11 protein-coding genes are annotated in these 14,270 nt (G+C 51.1%); 3 read left to right on the forward strand and 8 right to left on the reverse strand.

Annotated features, from left to right (window positions below):
• Nucleotides 1-66: 66 nt before the first annotated feature.
• Nucleotides 67-621, reverse strand: coding sequence for a hypothetical protein (locus tag ABWW03_RS02025; RefSeq protein WP_353406043.1), 555 nt, complete (start codon nucleotides 619-621; stop codon nucleotides 67-69).
• 20 nt (nucleotides 622-641) lie between these two features.
• Nucleotides 642-1,337: an MFS transporter gene (locus tag ABWW03_RS02030; protein ID WP_353406044.1), complete on the reverse strand. Its 696-nt coding sequence runs from the start codon at nucleotides 1,335-1,337 to the stop codon at nucleotides 642-644.
• A 366-nt stretch (nucleotides 1,338-1,703) separates the two neighbouring features.
• On the opposite strand from ABWW03_RS02030, the gene arsH reads away from it, so the two are divergent.
• Nucleotides 1,704-2,381: an arsenical resistance protein ArsH gene (gene arsH, locus ABWW03_RS02035; RefSeq protein ID WP_435372734.1), complete on the forward strand. Its 678-nt coding sequence runs from the start codon at nucleotides 1,704-1,706 to the stop codon at nucleotides 2,379-2,381.
• Nucleotides 2,382-2,448: 67 nt separating this feature from the next.
• Here the strand turns inward: arsH and hldE are convergent, their stop codons facing one another.
• The 5 genes from hldE to glnE all read right to left on the reverse strand — a co-directional run bounded on the left by hldE (nucleotide 2,449) and on the right by glnE (nucleotide 10,636).
• Nucleotides 2,449-3,885 carry a bifunctional D-glycero-beta-D-manno-heptose-7-phosphate kinase/D-glycero-beta-D-manno-heptose 1-phosphate adenylyltransferase HldE gene (gene hldE, locus ABWW03_RS02040; RefSeq protein ID WP_353406045.1) on the reverse strand — a complete coding sequence of 479 codons (1,437 nt, stop codon included), beginning with the start codon at nucleotides 3,883-3,885 and terminating at the stop codon, nucleotides 2,449-2,451.
• Nucleotides 3,886-3,930: 45 nt separating this feature from the next.
• Nucleotides 3,931-5,703 carry a lipid A export permease/ATP-binding protein MsbA gene (gene msbA / locus ABWW03_RS02045; RefSeq protein ID WP_353406046.1) on the reverse strand — a complete coding sequence of 591 codons (1,773 nt, stop codon included), beginning with the start codon at nucleotides 5,701-5,703 and terminating at the stop codon, nucleotides 3,931-3,933.
• A gap of 24 nt (nucleotides 5,704-5,727) precedes the next feature.
• Nucleotides 5,728-6,495, reverse strand: coding sequence for a lipopolysaccharide kinase InaA family protein (locus tag ABWW03_RS02050; protein ID WP_353406047.1), 768 nt, complete (start codon nucleotides 6,493-6,495; stop codon nucleotides 5,728-5,730).
• Nucleotides 6,496-6,606: 111 nt separating this feature from the next.
• Entirely contained in the window at nucleotides 6,607-7,533 is a 927-nt protein-coding gene (locus ABWW03_RS02055) for a branched-chain amino acid transaminase (RefSeq protein WP_353406048.1), read from the reverse strand.
• Nucleotides 7,534-7,621: 88 nt separating this feature from the next.
• Complete coding sequence (gene glnE / locus ABWW03_RS02060; protein ID WP_353406049.1) at nucleotides 7,622-10,636, reverse strand: bifunctional [glutamate--ammonia ligase]-adenylyl-L-tyrosine phosphorylase/[glutamate--ammonia-ligase] adenylyltransferase; 3,015 nt, start codon at nucleotides 10,634-10,636, stop codon at nucleotides 7,622-7,624.
• 358 nt (nucleotides 10,637-10,994) lie between these two features.
• Between glnE and ABWW03_RS02065 the strand changes: the two genes are divergently transcribed.
• Nucleotides 10,995-11,372 carry a VOC family protein gene (locus tag ABWW03_RS02065; RefSeq protein WP_353406050.1) on the forward strand — a complete coding sequence of 126 codons (378 nt, stop codon included), beginning with the start codon at nucleotides 10,995-10,997 and terminating at the stop codon, nucleotides 11,370-11,372.
• Between the two features lie 101 nt (nucleotides 11,373-11,473).
• On the opposite strand, the gene ABWW03_RS02070 is transcribed toward ABWW03_RS02065, so the two are convergent.
• A complete protein-coding gene (locus ABWW03_RS02070; RefSeq protein ID WP_353406051.1) occupies nucleotides 11,474-13,237 on the reverse strand; it encodes a GspE/PulE family protein in 1,764 nt (587 codons plus the stop codon).
• A gap of 284 nt (nucleotides 13,238-13,521) precedes the next feature.
• Between ABWW03_RS02070 and ABWW03_RS02075 the strand changes: the two genes are divergently transcribed.
• Entirely contained in the window at nucleotides 13,522-14,202 is a 681-nt protein-coding gene (locus ABWW03_RS02075) for a TIGR00153 family protein (protein ID WP_353406052.1), read from the forward strand.
• Nucleotides 14,203-14,270 lie beyond the last annotated feature (68 nt).

Raw genomic sequence — 14,270 nt, forward strand, 5'->3', positions numbered from 1 at the left:
GATGCTCTCTGAATTCACTTTTCATGGTTACCCACACCTCCATTCCTAAAGCGCATGTCAGTAATGTTAAGGCTGACAAGTTGTTACCTTGGCCGAAAGAATAAAACTGATTAAAGAGACAACCCCAAGGAACGCCAAAAACATCAGCACGGCATGGTAGCCACCGCCGATGTACCAAATTGCGGCCGCTAACCAGGGAGAAAATGCCTGTATCAATTTGACAGGAATATTCATGGCAGCATTGATGGCTCCATACGCGTCTCGGGTCAACAGTTCAGGAACGGACATGCCTTTCACAATGGTCATGATGCCACTGGCAGCACCAAATACCACGGCCAGAGGAATCAACAACCACATCGACACTGGTAAATACGCCAGGGCAATGAATACGACAGGCAATGCCGATGCGGTTATCACACCAAGCTTAACGATACTCATAGATTCCATGATCGCGGACAGCAATACTCTTCCAGCCACTTGTGCTGGCCCCAACACCGCGATAATTATCACGACCTCAGAAGCAGACAATCCTTTTTCCAGCAGCATGGGATAAAGGTGAAACTTAAAACCTGTTCCGGCAGCCGAAAAGAAAGAAAAGCACAGAAGCAAACTCCAAAACATGGGTTGCCTTAGTGCCCAACTCAGCGTTCGCGCGTGTGAATTTTTTTTGATTCGCTTATCGTGTTTTTCTCAACTGAAGCACCAACCTTATGCTCAGCTCTCTCAGCTTCGGTTCGAGCCCTTGGCTGAACCGATATCGGCAGGCGGCGATATATCAGCAGACCGACGAGTATATTGATACCCGCCAGGGTAATCATCACTTGGCGCCAATTCCCAACCAGCAACAACCATTCGATCAATGGAATAAATAGGGTGGCGGCAAAACCACCCCATAGCGTCAAGGTTGTGATGTGTCGGCGGCTTGTCGCAACATCGAAGTGATTAGCGATGACTGAAAAGACAGCTTCGTATAATGTCCCGGCTTGCAGAAGACCAATACCCGCAAATACCACATAAAAACTCCACAGAGCACTCAGTTGTGAGCCCAACAGAAACAGCAAGCCCGCGAACACCGAGGCTCCGGTCATAACTTGTCTTCCCAAACCCTTATCAATCGCTTGACCAACCGGTATGGCAGCCAACGCTGAGAACAGAAAACTTAGCGTCAAAGCGCCATAAACCTCGGATTTAACCCAGGAAAACTCCGCCATCATTGCATCGGCCAGCTGGGGAAAACTGTAATACAACGTGCCCCAAGAGCACAGCTGAGCAAAGCCCAGTGAGCCTATTGAAACATCGTCAAACGCATCCGCTCCCGTGAGCTTTAGAGCCACCATGGACTCGTCCTTTCTATGCACAGCAGTCGCTAGCCTTTGTTGATCCCGCCCCACAACAGTCCACATGATTTTCGAACATGCGCCTCATAACGCGCTGTCCTTTGTGCTGTGGTTTTCGGGCTATGCTCGTTGCGTTTGCTGGTATCTTGTTTTGCAAGTGGCTCAGGCCCCATAGTGATAGACCGCGTGTTTCTCATGAGGATATCTCCATTCAATGTCATTACCCGTAAGACGACGACCATGTCAAAAAGACGAAATATCTGAAGTGATTCGCCCGAATTGGGTGACCTCAGGCCGTTCGCGTCGTCTTTTTTAAAAGCCTAACGTCTTACGGGTAGAACACATATTTTTTGGAGGGAAAATCTAATGGAAACAACGATGAACTATTTGAATCAAGAAGCCTTTGAACTGAGCACAAACCCAGTATCAACAAGCACGCACAAACCCCGAGTCCTCATGCTTTACGGCTCATTACGGGATCGCTCATTCAGCCGCTTTTCAGCTGAAGAAGCCGGACGCATATTGGAAGCCATGGGCGCCGAGGTACGGTATTTCGACGCTGCTGGCCTACCATTATTTGATGGTAATCGATCAGCCGATCACCCAAAGGTGTTGGAACTTCGAGAATTGAGTCAATGGTCAGAAGCGCAGGTCTGGTCATCCCCTGAAGTGCACGGCAATATGTCCGGCGTCATGAAAAACCAAATTGACTGGATTCCTTTGTCCATCGGAGCAGTGAGACCAACACAGGGAAAGGTGCTCGCCGTAATGCAGGTAACCGGTGGCTCGCAGAGTTTTAATGCGGTGAATAATATGCGCATTCTTGGCCGCTGGATGCGTATGCTAACGATTCCAAATCAGTCTTCGGTTGCAAAGGCGTATCAAGAATTTGATGAAGATGGACAGATGAAGCCTTCAGCCTATCGAGATCGGATTGTCGATGTGATGGAAGAACTGATGCGTTTCACTTATCTCACGCGTGATCATAAACATTTTTTGGTCGATCGATACAGCGAGAGAAAACGCTCAGAAACAGCCCAGTAACATTCCTTTCCAGCGTGCTCCCTTGGCCGCGAATCTGCACAAGGGGGCGTTTGACCACCACAAGCGACTAGGCAGGCTTATCCGCATCCGCAATGACTTTTTCAACAATAGCCGTAGTTGAACAGTTGTCGAAAAAGCTCAACACATTCACTTCGCCGCCGTAAGCTTTCACGATTTCCCAGCCGACTACTTGCTCTTCGTTGTAGTCACCGCCTTTTACTAAAACATCAGGCTGAATTAATTCCAGCAATCGTTCAGGTGTGTCGTCAGGAAAAGACAACACCCAGTCTACGGCAGAAAGCCCTGCGAGCACCGCCATACGACGATCCACTGGATTAATGGGTCGGGAAGGCCCTTTCAATCGAGACACGGACTCATCGCTGTTAATGGCCACGATCAGGCGATCACCTAATTCTCGTGCATCCGCCAGATACCCAACATGGCCGGCGTGCAGAATATCAAAACAACCATTGGTGAATACCAATTTTTCACCACGCGCGCGCGCCGCCTGTAAAGAAAGCACCAACTGCTCTTCGTTCACCACACCACACTCAACCTCCTGCCCTGCTGCAACAGCCTGGCGCAATTCCGGAGCAGAAATGGTTGCGGTACCGAGCTTGGCGACCACCATGCCCGCGGCGACATTGGCCAAAGCAACCGCCATGGGCAAATCACTGCCTGCCGCAATGCTTGCAGCCAGAACGGCAATAACCGTATCGCCCGCACCCGTCACGTCAAACACCTCTCGGGCTTTTGCGGGAAGATGCAACTCACCTTCCATATTGGCCTGCAATAACGTCATACCCTGTTCACCACGAGTGATGAGCAACGCATCCAAGTCCAGGCTTTTCAGAAGTTCCTGTCCCTTGCTGACAAGCTCTGCTTCGCTCTGACAAACACCAACGACGGCTTCAAATTCAGACAGATTGGGGGTTAACAATGTCGCGCCGCGATAGCGTTCAAAATCATGGCCTTTGGGATCGACCAAGACAGGGATATCCTTCTTGCGAGCCGATTCGATCAGTACCTGGCAGTGTTGCAAGCTGCCTTTGGCATAATCCGACAGCAGCAAAACCTGAACACCGTCGAGAGATAGATGTTGACTCAAGTTTTCACTGTCTTGCGCACTGAACGGTTTTTCAAAATCCATGCGCAACAATTGTTGCTGCCGACTGACCACGCGAAGCTTGGTAATTGTGGGCTTATCTGCAACGGTGGTAAACAGGCAGTTCACCCCCACTGAGCTCAGAGAATCGAGTAAACTGGCCGCTGCATCATCATTCCCCACCAAACCAGCCAGATTTGCAGCGGCGCCTAGTGCGGCAATATTCATGGCCACATTGCTGGCGCCACCAGGGCGGTCATCAGTCGCCTGTACATTGACAACCGGTACCGGCGCCTCGGGCGAAACCCGTCCAGTGTCGCCCTGCCAATAACGATCAAGCATTACATCGCCGACAACCAGCACGGAGCCCTGGTCAAAACGTGGCATGCTTAACTGCATGATAATCTCCTCAATCTGTGCACTGGGCTTAACATGTATGCGAGCTTAGCTGGCGTCGTCGTCTTCACCAAACTGCATGGCATGCAGCTTGGCGTAGGCACCGTTTTTTTCCAGCAGGTCTTTATGGCTACCCTGCTCAACGATTTCACCCTGTTCCATCACGACAATGACATCCGCATTTTCAATGGTGGATAGGCGGTGAGCAATCACCAAGGTTGTGCGGTTCTGCATCAGTTTATCCAGCGCCGCTTGAATTTTACGCTCCGATTCCGTATCCAACGCCGAGGTGGCTTCGTCCAAAATCAGAATCGGCGCATCTTTTAACAAGGCTCGCGCCAGAGCAATACGTTGACGCTGACCACCACTCAGGCGAGTACCATCTTCACCCACCAGGGTGTTGAAGCCTTCACCAAACTGATCGATAAACTCACAGCAATGAGCCGCTTCAGCAGCCTGGCGCAATTTTTCATCGCCAACATCTGCCAAACCGCCATAGGCAATATTATTACGCAGAGTGTCGTTAAACAGCGTGACGTCCTGATTCACCAAGGCAATCTGCTGTCGCAGACTGGAGAGCTGATAATCGTTCAGAGCCACATCATCAATACAAATGCTGCCCTGCTCATGGTGATAAAAGCGTGGGATTAAACTCGCCAGCGTGGTCTTGCCACTGCCGGAGCGTCCCACTAAGGCGATGGTCTGACCCGCTTTAATATCCAGATTGATATTTTTCAGTACATTGCCTTCACTGGCATTGTAAGCAAAGCTCAAATCCTTAATCGAGATATTGCCCGCGACACGCTCAACACGGTGCTGGCCATAATCCGGTTCGGGTTCGACATCCAATTGTGCGAAAATGTCTTCCGCAGCGGCAATGCCTTTTTGAATTTTTGAATTCACTTCGCTGAGTTGGCGCACCGGTTTGGGAATCAGCGCCGCCGCACCCAGGTAAGCGATAAAATCGCCGGGACTGGAAGAGCCCATAAAACTCAGCGCGATGTACATCAACACACCTAAAGCCACCGCAACAATCAATTGCAACACCGGCGTATTAATCGCGGCGGTGGTGACCAACTTCAAATTTTGTTTGAAATTGGCAACGCTGGCTTTTTCAAAGCGACCACGCTCATAGCGTTCGCCCCCGAAACTGCGCATCACTTTGTATCCATTAATCATTTCTGATGCCGATTGGGTAACGTCCCCCATGGTCAGCTGAATATTGCTCGACAGACGACGCAGCCGTTTCCCTACTTTGGAAACGATAAAACCAAGAATGGGGGCAATGGCCACAAACACCAGAGTGAGCTTCCAATCTTCCCAAATCAAATAGCCCAGCAACACGATGACCGTCAGTCCCTCCCGAATCAACACTTTGATGGCTTCGGTACAGGCATCTGTAACCTGAGTAACATTGTAGGTAATTCTGGAAACCAGATGCCCTGAGTTATTGCTGTCGAAATACTCACCCGGAGCGAGTGTCAGTTGATCGAACAGTTGCACCCGCAGATTGTGCACAATGCCCAGAGATACTTTTGACAGTGCGTAGCTGCCAATGAAGGTGCCAACACCGCGGACAAAGAAAATACCAACCACTGCCAAGGGGATGATGACTTTGTAGTCGCTGTCGCCACCATTAATGGAATCAACCAAAATGCCAAACAGTTTGGTAAGCGCTGGCTGGGACGCTGCAAAAATGGCAAAGCCCAGCAGCCCCATAGACAACATAAACTTATGAGGCAATAAATAAGACAGCAGACGGCGATAGGTTTGCGCCCCGCTGGTTTTGTTCTCAGCTTCGGTAGAGCTAAGTTCTGTCATACCAAGATCCCGTAATAAGGCTGTTTAGCTGGCTTGCTGACTTGGGTACAGTGCCTGCTTCAAGGCGCTGAGATTGGGCCACTGGGGGCTGATATCTACATAAGCTTTGAGCAGGAAATCCAGTTCGGTGTCACCCACAACAGCGACACTGTCTAAAAAGCTCTGTACATCGAGCAGGAGATCGCGCCCTTTGACCTGAGTGATAAATTGCGGGCTGGCCAAGCGCCATTGAGGGATTTGGGTGAGATCAATAATGATGTCATCCGCCTTCAGACGGCTGTGGCCCAAACCCGCCGCATGCAAACGCCCCAAAGCTTTACCTGCGGTGTGAAGGATGGACTCTCGCATATGCCTTTCCAGGCCATACCAATGGGTCAGAATATCCTGCAGCGACTGGTAGCCATCCAGTGCCCTCACCACCAAAATGGCCGCCGGCCCTACCGTCATTTGACGCTCAGCGTAGTAAACCGGTTCCAAGGTGGGGATATGGTACTGCTCGCAAAGGCGGATATTGCGGAGCTCCTGAGCAAAAGCCGGCTCTCCGAACGGGCGCCGCCAGGTACGAATACTACGATTCAACTGACGCTTGAGATAGAAAGCCCCCTGGCCGTCAGGCAGCTCAAATCGATCTATCAGGCTGTGCCCGGATTCAGGGAAAGAGACTTTATGACTGTCGAGAAACTGCATTTCCCACAAGGCGTGAAAATTCAGCAGATGCGCGGGGCGAAACTGCTTGCGGAAATGGGCCTCAATATAGGCTTCGCTGTTCTTTTTAGCCGATGTGGGCCACACGATATCTTGCCTTGTCTTCAGTGAAACGCGGATTATAACAGCCCTAAACGCAAAACGCCGACCACTTAAGTGATCGGCGTTTCATCAGTAGCACTTAATCCCTTGGGAAGACTACTTCACCGGTGCCAACCAGTCATAACGGTTGGGCAGACGGCCTTTTACGGCGTCGAAATACATTGTCTGCAAACGCTCAGTGATTGGACCGCGGCGGCCATCGGCGATCTGACGGCCATCCAATTCGCGAATCGGCAGAACTTCAGCCGCCGTCCCGGTGAAGAAGGCTTCATCAGCCACATACACTTCATCGCGGGTAATACGCTTTTCGCGGACTTCATAGCCACACTCTTCTGCCATCTGGATCACGGCATCACGGGTGATTCCATCCAGACAAGAGGTCAATTCAGGCGTGTAGATCACCCCTTTATTCACCAGGAAGAAGTTTTCACCGCTGCCCTCAGCGACGTAACCTTCGTTATCCAGCAGCAGGGCCTCTTCACAGCCACTGTCCAGCGCTTCGCGCAGGGCCAGCATAGAGTTGATGTAGTGACCGTTAGCTTTCGCCTTGCACATGGAAATGTTCACATGGTGGCGGGTGTAGCTCGATGTGCGGATTTTGATGCCCAGCTCTTTCGCCTCAGGGCTCATGTATGAAGGCCATTCCCAAGCCGCGACCATGACATGAGTCTGCAGGGAATCGGCACGCAGCCCCATCCCCTCAGATCCCAGAAAGGCCATTGGGCGCAGGTACGCTTCGTTCAAATTGTTTTCACGCACGACCAATTTCTGGGCGTCGTTCAGCTCTTCTTTGCTGTACGGCATGTCCATCATCATAATTTTGGCAGAGTTGAACAGGCGATCAGTATGCTCATTCAAGCGAAAGATCGACGTACCGTGTTTCTCTGTTTCATATGCACGGACACCTTCAAACACGCCCATACCGTAATGTAAGGTGTGAGTCAGCACGTGGGTTTTCGCTTCGCGCCAGGGTACCAGTTCGCCATCTAACCAGATGACACCATCGCGATCTGCAAAAGACATAGTTATCTCCGTCATTAAAGTCGTTAGCAAGTTTAGGTACTCGCTCGCCCCTGCTGGACAGGAAAGCTAAACACCCCGACATAGGCCACTATTCAGGCAGCTGCATAAACCGCTGCCATAGTCGCTGTACCGTTTGGCGCTCAGCTTGAAAATCGGTATTTCCGTGCAAGACACTTTTTTGGCGCTGTAGCGCGAGTCGGTGTCCGGCGGATCGATAGGCCTTGTAAGCTTCGATAAGTTGGGCAGTGTCTTCTGCCGATAAATACCCGGTCTGTTCAAGACATCCCAGGATACGAATATTATCCGTCCACTGTGCCAGGGAGGGCTGCTCATGAGCCCAGGCAAGTACGCCGTATTGAACCATAAATTCAATATCCACGATACCTCCGACATCCTGCTTGATGTCGAAGCGCAGGGCTTTTTCACCCTCCGAACCCTGGGTCGCGAGATGTTTGCGCATTTTTTCCCGCATTTGCACAACATCTTCACGCAATGCTGCTAAATCCCTGGGCTGACAGAGAATATTTTGGCGAACCCTATCAAATTGCATAGCCAGCTCAGGATGACCGGCAATTGCCCGTGCGCGCACCAGCGCCTGCTTCTCCCAAGTCCAGGCTTCCTCCTGCAAGTACTGATCAAAAGCACCAATCGTTGTGACCAACATGCCGGAATTTCCGTTAGGACGAAGGCGCATATCCACCTCGTACAACTGACCGGAAACGGTTTGGGTGTTCATGATGTGAATCATCTTCTGGGCCATGCGGGTATAGAAGATCAGATTGTCCAGACTGCGCTCGCCGCTGTCGTCGCGCCCGCTGGTGCTCTGGCCAGCTGCGCCACCGTGAATAAAGACCAGATCGAGATCCGAACTGTGTCCCAGCTCAATACCGCCAACTTTGCCGTATCCCAGCACCAGAAACTCCGGACGCTCAACAATATCGCCGTCAAGGTTGCGTGGCCGACCATGGCGAGTAACCATTTGCTGCCAGGCAAGTTCTATCACTTCTTCCAGTAACAACTCTGCAATATCCGTCAAGTGATCACTCACCTTCATCAAAGGCATGGCATCCGTGACTTCACAAGCCGCAATGCGCAGCACATTGGCCATTCGGAAATAACGCAACGCTTCCATATACTCTTCGAGATCGTCCCACTCGATACGTAAACATTCCTGGCGCAATTGATCCGCCAATTCCTGCCGGCTGGGTGGGGAATACAAACTGCGATGGTCAAGCAGCTCATCCAATAACGCCGGGTGCTTGGAGAGTTGATCAGCAATCCAGGGACTGGCTGCACAGAGTCGCACCAGCTGTGCTAACGCCACTGGGTTTTCGGTCAACAGCACTAAATAAATCGTGCGTCGGGCCACCGAACTCACCAATCCCAACACTCGACTCAACGTTTCGGCAATATCCTCATTGGGATTGCGGCCGAGGCTGAGTGTGTGTAACAAGCGAGGCATAAATTTATCCAGGCGATTGCGCCCTTCGGATTGCATAGCAAGCACGGCGCGACTCTGTCGCAAGTCCCGAAGCTGTTGCAACAATTTATCCGCCTGCTGGTATCCGCGCTGTTCAAGTAACTCTATAGCCGCCGCGCTGTCCAGCTCATCCAGCCAAAGCGGTAAAAACGCTTCAGCTTCATCGTCTTCTTTTGCGTCGTCTTCCGGTTCAGCAATCACGGCCTGGAATTCGGCGTTCACCTGCTCGCGATGTTGCTGCAGATCTTCGGACAAAGCGTCCCAACCGGAATAATTCAGCACCCAGGCCAAACGCTCGAGATCATCGACATCCATTGGCAAGGCCTGGGTTTGCTTATCCTGATGACCTTGAATGGCATGTTCGACATGACGCAGCAAACGATAGGCGTCGGCAAGCCTGTCACCCGCACCCTCCGGAAGATAACCATCGCCTTGCAACAGAGGCAGTAGCTTTAACACTCGACGTTCCTGTAAACGTTGATCGCGGCCACCGCGAATTAACTGGAACACCTGCACAACGAATTCCACTTCACGAATGCCGCCAAAACCGAGTTTCACATCGCTGTTGATGCCTTTGCGATGCACTTCTCGATTGATCATGCGCTTCATATCTCGCAAAGCATCAATGGCCGAGAAATCAATGTAGCGGCGGTAACTGAAGGGGCGCAACAACTCCATCAATTCTTCGCCTGCCGTTTGTTCTTGCTCAGGTTCCTCTTGCAAACACTCAGCTAAAGGGCCACCCTCTGCAATCACCCGTGCCTTGATCATGGCATAGCGTTCCCACTCCCGCCCCTGGGTTTGGTAATACTCCTCCATGGAACCGAAATTCATAACCAGAGAACCACTTTCACCGTACGGGCGTAAACGCATATCCACGCGAAACACAAAACCGTCGACCGTTTGCGCATCCAGACTTTTAATAATTTTTTGGCCCAGCCGATTAAAAAATTCCTGGTTACTTGTGGTTTTCTTACTGCGCCCTCCCACCTCAATATGCCGATGCTGAGTTTCACCTGACTCAGGATAGGAGAAAATTAAATCGATATCGGAAGACACATTCAGTTCGCGCGCGCCGAGCTTGCCCATGCCCAACACCACCAAAGATTGCACCTGCCCACTTTCTTCGCCAATGGGCAAACCAAAACGCTTGACCAAAGCACGATAATGGAACTCCAGTGCCAGCTGAGTACAGCTTTCAGCCAGGGCACTCATATCGGCAGTGGTTTCTTCCAGTGACGCCAGTTGATTCAAATCACGCCACACAATTCGAATCATCGCGCGGCGACGAAATTGGCGCAGGACACGATCCAACTCGCTGTCCTTTTCCACACTCTGGGCATACTTCTGCAGTTGCTGGGTAAACGTAGCGCGCGACCAGCTTTGCTGGAGTTCATCACTGTCTAGCAGCTCAAACAAAAGCGCGGGCTGATCACGGCAGCAATGAAAAATGAACTCACTGCCCAACCACGCTTTCGCCAACTGTTTCGCAAGGGTTTCATTCTTCAGGAGCGACACAAGAGCGGCTTGCTGCTCATCACTGACTCGCTCCTGCCACTGCTGGGAATATTGCTCTAGGGTGGACCTGAAATTGGCCCGATCTGGCACGTATGACGCTAACACAATGCTCTCTTTTTCTATGATGCTATTTATCTACAACCCGAATTGCTGTCACGGTTAACAGGCCAGCCGGGCATATCGTTATAAGATCAACTCATAAGGGCCTTGCCGATTGGCCCATACCCAAGAAAGCCTATCCGAAAACCCGGAGCAGTTGTAGGGTCAGGATCAAACAAATCCGCCTTCCCATGACATTATAGAAGCTATTAACGACAGTATTTCACAGTAAATGCTAAGGGGCGTAAAGAGCATTGAAGCCGGTACAAAAGTTTGTAACTCTTAGTGTCCGTTGTTGCAGAGCGACTAACCCCTCAATGAGCCAAGAGCTCATAAAATCAATAAACTCAACAGGAGCGATTCCATGTTTAGCCATATTATGATCGGCGCAAACGATGTAGCAGAATCTAAAGCTTTTTACGATGCCGTACTGGGCACACTGGGCCACGGCCCTGGCGTAATGGACGAGAAAGGTCGTTGTTTTTACTTTACCGACGGTGGCATTTTCGCCCTGACGAAGCCTATTGATGGTAACCCCGCCACTCATGGTAATGGTGGCACCATCGGCTTCGCTGCAGCCAGCACCGAAGCCGCCGATGCTTGGCACGCTGCCGGCCTGGAAAGCGGCGGCACTGCGATTGAAGATGACCCAGGTGTACGTGAAGGCGCAGGTATGAAATTGTACTTGGCGTATTTGCGTGATCCTGCAGGCAACAAGATCTGCGCGATGCACCGCTTGTAAGCAGTCATCCGAAGGTAGGGCACTCTATGGGTGCCCTATTTTTTGAAAAGTTTTACCGGCCGCTCAGGCAAAACACGTTCCACCTAATCCCATCTCACGGCTTATTTTTCTGGCGGCGGCGCCACTCGAATCACTTCTTCTATCGTTGTTGTACCTGCCGATACTTTTTGGGCACCCGACAAACGCAAGGTGCGCATACCTTCGCGCATGGCTTCTTTGCGCATGGTTTGCAGATCGAGATCATCACTGATCAAACCGCGTAACGGTTCACTGAGAAGAAGTATTTCGTAAATACCCTGGCGGCCCAAGTATCCAGTATGACGACATTCATTGCAGCCGGCAGGTTGATAAATATGAGGCGGAGGAGTCACTTTCCAAGGTGCAACGAGCGAATTCCATAAATCCAAGTCCACGGGCGCTTCTTTTTTACAGTGATGACATAAAGTGCGTACCAAACGCTGTGCCACCACTCCGGTCAACGTGGAACGTACCATGTAAGCGGGCAAACCAAGATCCAGTAGTCGACTTAAGGCGCCAGCAGCGTCATTAGTGTGCAAAGTACTTAACACCAGATGGCCCGTCAGCGCGGCCTGAGATGCCATCTGCGCCGTTTCTTTATCGCGAATCTCACCGACCATAATAATGTCTGGATCTTGTCGCATCAGAGTTCGTACGCCGGCCGCAAAATCCAGACCGATATTATTTTGCACCTGAGTTTGATTGAAGCTTTCTTCCACCATTTCGATGGGATCTTCAATCGTGCTGACGTTGACCTCACTGGTCGATAAGGATTTCAAACTGGTGTACAAGGTAGTGGTTTTACCCGAGCCCGTCGGACCGGTTACCAACACAATACCATTTGGGCGCCCAACCATATTCTGCCAACGGTTTAAATCATCACCGACTAACCCGAGGTCCTCAAAACTGCGCAGAAGCACATCCGGATCAAAAATTCGCATTACCAGCTTTTCGCCGAAAGCGGTGGGCAACGTCGACAGACGCAACTCCACTTCGCTGCCATCCGGACGTTTGGTTTTTACGCGCCCATCTTGAGGTTTGCGCTTTTCAGCAATGTCCATACGACCGAGAATTTTCATTCGGCTCAGGACGGCAGTGGACACACCTTTGGGCAATTCATAAACCGTGTGCAATATGCCATCGATGCGGAAACGCAACTTACCGGTTTCGCGGCGAGGCTCCAAGTGGATATCACTGGCGCGCTGATCAAACGCGTATTGCAGCAACCAATCCACAATATTAATAATGTGTTGATCATTCGCTTCGGGATCTTTCAGCTTGCCTAATTCCAACAACTGTTCAAAGTTGCTGACCGAGCTGCCCCCCGGCATGGACTTGGCACCAGAGATTGAGCGCGACAATGCGTAGATTTCAGTGCGGGATTTATCAACATCACCCGGGAACGAAAAGACCCGTTTAACTTTTTTACGCGCCACATGCTCAAGCTGCTCAACCCAACTGTTGTTGTAGGGCTGGTTGCAGGCAACGGTAATGTATTCCGGGCTGACTTCCACACAGAGAATGTCGTGACGTTTGGCAAAGGCAAATGACATCACCTTGGTGACTTCAGCCGCTCGCAACTTCAAGCTGTCCAGATGATAGAAAGGCAAACCTGATTTTTCCGCCAGCCAGCGGCTCAACACCTCCGCATTGAGAATCGTTCCTTCCTGGCTTTGGTCATCCAAACGCTGATTGGCGATATAAGTTAACGGGTGCATCGCCGCTTCTTCTTTGCTTCGGCTGGAGCCAATCAGGACATTGGCATCGGCTAGACTGAGGCGTCCATCCGAGCGCAAATCATCCAGCACGCTGCGTAAACTCAATAATCGGTCCGAAACGGCATTCATAGTGGAATCTCACTCTTCCTTTGCACGGTGGCTAGCTTAGCATAGTCAATCGGGATAACACGATAAATCATACAGCAAATCAAAGGCTTAGCGCACACTGAAATATAGAGGGGCCATTCCCGCTCAAAGCCAGAAATGACGCTAACTAGAGCTAGATCAGCCGCTGTCAAATAAAGTTCATTTTTTTGTCATATTTGTGATGACGACCAGCTCGGCTGGCACTATACTTCGCCCACTTTGCCGACCCTCCGGCAAGCCCGAATTAACCCGATAGGGAGCTTTATATGGCTATCTCTAACCCGCTGACGAGCCTGTTTGGCAAGTCGCCTATTACCCCTATGCAGGAGCATATGAAGGTAGCCACCGTGGCTGCTGAATTGCTGCTGGAGTTCTTTATCGCCGCCACTGCGGACGATTGGGAAAAAGCCGAACAGGTGCAAAAAGCGATCTCTGACAAAGAACATGAGGCCGATGAACTCAAACGTGAGCTGCGCCGCCACCTGCCCAAAAGCCTGTTCCTGCCGGTACCGCGTACCGACCTGCTGGAGCTATTGGCAATGCAGGACAAAATCGCCAACCGCGCAAAAGATATCGCCGGCATTATGTTGGGCCGCCAAATGGTCCCCCCCGCGGCGATTACTGCCGAGCTGCAAGCGTTTGTTCAGTCCGCCGTCGACACCGCCCGCTTGGCTCACAAAGCCATTAACGAACTGGATGAACTCCTCGAAACCGGTTTCTCTGGTCGTGAAATGGACCTGGTTGAAAAGCTGATTGAAGATCTCGATGCCCAGGAAAGCCATACCGATCAATTGGAAATCCAGATGCGTCTGGCCCTGTTCAAAATCGAAGAAGATTTGCCTCCGGTACAAGTGATGTTCCTGTACCGAGTCATCGAATGGATTGGCGATCTGGCCGACCGAGCTGAAAAAGTAGGCTCTCGCCTGCAGTTGCTTATCGCACGCTAAACGCTCAGACAATAAAACAACAATTAGATTGATTCAGCGCCCATTGCTTTCGGGCGCCATAAAACTGA

It is taken from the genome of Pseudoteredinibacter isoporae (assembly GCF_040372805.1).
GTDB lineage: Bacteria > Pseudomonadota > Gammaproteobacteria > Pseudomonadales > Cellvibrionaceae > Pseudoteredinibacter > Pseudoteredinibacter isoporae_A.